The organism is Microcoleus sp. D2_18a_D3, from assembly GCF_036702455.1.
Lineage (GTDB): Bacteria > Cyanobacteriota > Cyanobacteriia > Cyanobacteriales > Microcoleaceae > Microcoleus.
The window spans coordinates 1-2,656 of sequence record NZ_JAUBTK010000188.1; the positions used below are offsets into that span (position 1 = coordinate 1).

Here is a 2,656-nt window from a genome sequence, read left to right on the forward strand (position 1 = left end):
CACCGCGCTCAAGGCAGTTTCTCATATCAAGTATCCCAAGATGCTCTCAGAACTCTGCAACGATTATCTGGAACTTAGCTCCGTCAAGTGGAAACGCTCCGGCGGCCGCAGTTGGTTTGAAGGATTGAGGTTCCGAACCGAAGGGGAAACATCACCAACTCATTCCGATTCACTTTCGGCGCTTATCCCCCAGAATTTCCCCACTGATACGGGGTTGATACGGAGTCCAGAAGCCTCATTAGACGGGAATTGCAGCCATTTACGGGGTTTAGAGATTCAAAACATTTCAGAAAAGTTAGAGTCTTCTTCTTCGTTGACTGAGGAAAGTCGCGGTACAAGTCATCACTTTTATGAAAAGTTAGAGTCTTTTTCTGGGTTGATTGAAGAAAGCCAAATCACAAGTCATCAGTCAGAAATAATAGAAAAAGTAGGTTTGAACCCCACCAACCCCGTTGAAATACCAGAACCCTTACCCGATGGGAATTTAAGCCAACCGACAAACCCCGCAGCAAACCCGTGCGAACCCCTTCAAACCCCGCATTTAGAACTCAACGAAGATGAACTCGAACTCGTGCAGATGATTTGGGTGGCAATAGCAGAACCCGACCCCGAATCTGCACGACGGACAGCGGCCGACATCTTGCCAATCCTTAAAGATGTCTGTGCCAGGGGAGCTGCAAACCGCGAGAAAGTTTGGGCCGCTTTGACCGATTCGGAGCGAGCGATATTCTCGGAACTGACGGCGAAGCCGAGCGCCGGTAGCGACAATCCGCAAGAACCAACCCCCCCCCAACCCGTGCCAGAGCCAGAAATTATCGCCCCCCTCGATGCCGAAAAATTGCGAGAAATTGCGACAGTTTGGTGGGATGAATACTATCCGGCACAGTTACAAACCCTGATTACACAGATGTTTGGCTGGGGTGCGCCGGGGACTCGGTACGATGCGGCCACCATAGCTACTTGGCTAGCCTCTGAGGACGCCGTAGTGCGCGACCGGATACGCGAACTGATTCGCCGACGCTCGGAGGGTAGCTGCTAATTTTGACAGTCAATAAAAAACCACACAAAATTGTCCGGTTTCAGTGACTTGTGGCTAGTTGTCCTCGTTTTGCCTCAAAATCAAACTGATGTAGGCATCAATAAACACGCTTACGCCCAATCGCCTGTTGCGTTGTTGCACCGATGGAGCCACAATTGTCGCAGGCGACGCATCCGGTTGCGTATATTTCCTACGGCTAGAAGGGATAGAACCATTCATATAAATTTCTTACGCGATCGTCGGCGAGGCAGAACTTGCCCGGTTCAAGCAGATTGCCGATCGTTGCCCCGTTTTTTGATTTCTTCGTGCTGACACGGAATCAACCAGGCGATCGGCTTGATGCGGTAACTTGATCGCCCGCCAGCAGACTTACCTGTTCGCGACTCGCACCGTCGATCGAAGCCGCCACCAAAAAAATTAGCTGATTTTTTGTGTGCCCTAAAGTCAGGCGTTTGCAGTATAAAATCAGGCGTTTGCAGTATAAAGTCAGGCGTTTGCAGGTATTTGTAGGGGCTGCATTTTACCTGCATTTACCTGAAAATATCCTGCAAACGCCTGCAATTTCCTGCCAAATTACTGCCTTTTTGTGCTGTTCGTGCCTTTGCTTGTTGAGGCTGCTTTTGGCTGTTCTTTCTCGGTAGCAAGCAATGGTTTTGTGATCACACACCAGACTTTTACGTGCAGAAACAAAAACGATGCACCTTTATGAATGGGGAATCCTAGGTGTCAAGGCGATCGCGCTCTTGCTGGCTATCGGACGAACGATTCCCTCGCCATCATCGACATCAGCAGGCTGCTTCGCTTGCAAACAGGAGGGCAAGGCGCGATCGCGTCAGGCATCCGCCGCCGATACTCAACAGCACCAACTCGAATGCGTCGTGCGATGCTCGGCTCCATCGTAAAGGCGGCTGCCCTGTACACCAATTGGCTCGCTCCTGACTTCAAGAGCGACTGGCAGGAGCACAGTTCTATCCAAGTCCAAACTGCCCCATCAAACTTTCTTGCCTTGGCTGTTGTCGTGTGCGATCGCGCCAGTCCTGCCTACCAACAATTCTCATAGCAATCTTGCAAAAACCCTTAATTTGCAAAGAGTGCTCAATTTTACCCCCTATAACGTCTATTTGACATGGCTTGCTATGCGACTACCACACTAACTACGAGGATTGAGGAGGATTCAGAAGGGTCTAAAATACAAAAAATCGCGTCAAAAGCAACAATTCTTTACAAAAACTGATAAGTATTTATACTGATTGTAACCGAAAAAGTAGGAATTACGAGGTGTAACGAGTAATAACTGTGCTGGTTTCTCCTCTTTTTTCCTCCCAAATTTTAGCTAAAAATTGTGAATGAGTAAGTGCGATTTTCCTGCATTGTTTTGGTCAAAGTGTACTTGGATTGATAGCATCAATGGTGAGCCAGTGGTAGCGACTTGCAGGCTGCTTCAGATATTCGAGTAAGGGCAGCCGAGTCGAGTCGCGAGTTGTAGTTTTTAAAGTCAAAATAATTCAAATCACCACAAAGGTTTGGCTTTGAATCGATCGCCGTGCAGCTATCGCCACAACTACCTAAAAACTAGGGCTGGGGTGTCAAGGGGCTTAATTTTACCCGCTCTTCAAC

Annotated in this window: 3 protein-coding genes and 1 pseudogene; 2 read left to right on the forward strand and 2 right to left on the reverse strand. The window is 48.7% G+C overall.

From position 1 onward, the window contains the following. Positions 1 to 1,039, forward strand: a pseudogene (locus QUB06_RS34315) (hypothetical protein); the annotation flags it as partial. Positions 1,040 to 1,093: 54 nt separating this feature from the next. Here the strand turns inward: QUB06_RS34315 and QUB06_RS34320 are convergent. Together QUB06_RS34320 and QUB06_RS34325 are read right to left on the reverse strand one after the other, a co-directional pair. Next, entirely contained in the window at positions 1,094 to 1,258 is a 165-nt protein-coding gene (locus tag QUB06_RS34320; RefSeq protein WP_333439270.1) for a hypothetical protein, read from the reverse strand. A 44-nt stretch (positions 1,259 to 1,302) separates the two neighbouring features. Next, a complete protein-coding gene (locus QUB06_RS34325) occupies positions 1,303 to 1,569 on the reverse strand; it encodes a hypothetical protein (protein WP_333439272.1) in 267 nt (88 codons plus the stop codon). A gap of 179 nt (positions 1,570 to 1,748) precedes the next feature. Here QUB06_RS34325 and QUB06_RS34330 point away from each other — a divergent pair, with 179 nt between their 5' ends. Next, complete coding sequence (locus QUB06_RS34330) at positions 1,749 to 2,099, forward strand: hypothetical protein (protein WP_333439274.1); 351 nt, start codon at positions 1,749 to 1,751, stop codon at positions 2,097 to 2,099. The last annotated feature ends 557 nt before the right edge of the window (positions 2,100 to 2,656 follow it).

Coding starts and splice junctions, on each gene's coding strand:
- QUB06_RS34320 (WP_333439270.1), bottom strand. CDS start 1,258: ATGAATGGTTCTATCCCTTCTAGCCGTAGGAAATATACGCAACCGGAT.
- QUB06_RS34325 (WP_333439272.1), bottom strand. CDS start 1,569: ATGCAGGTAAAATGCAGCCCCTACAAATACCTGCAAACGCCTGACTTT.
- QUB06_RS34330 (WP_333439274.1), top strand. CDS start 1,749: ATGGGGAATCCTAGGTGTCAAGGCGATCGCGCTCTTGCTGGCTATCGG.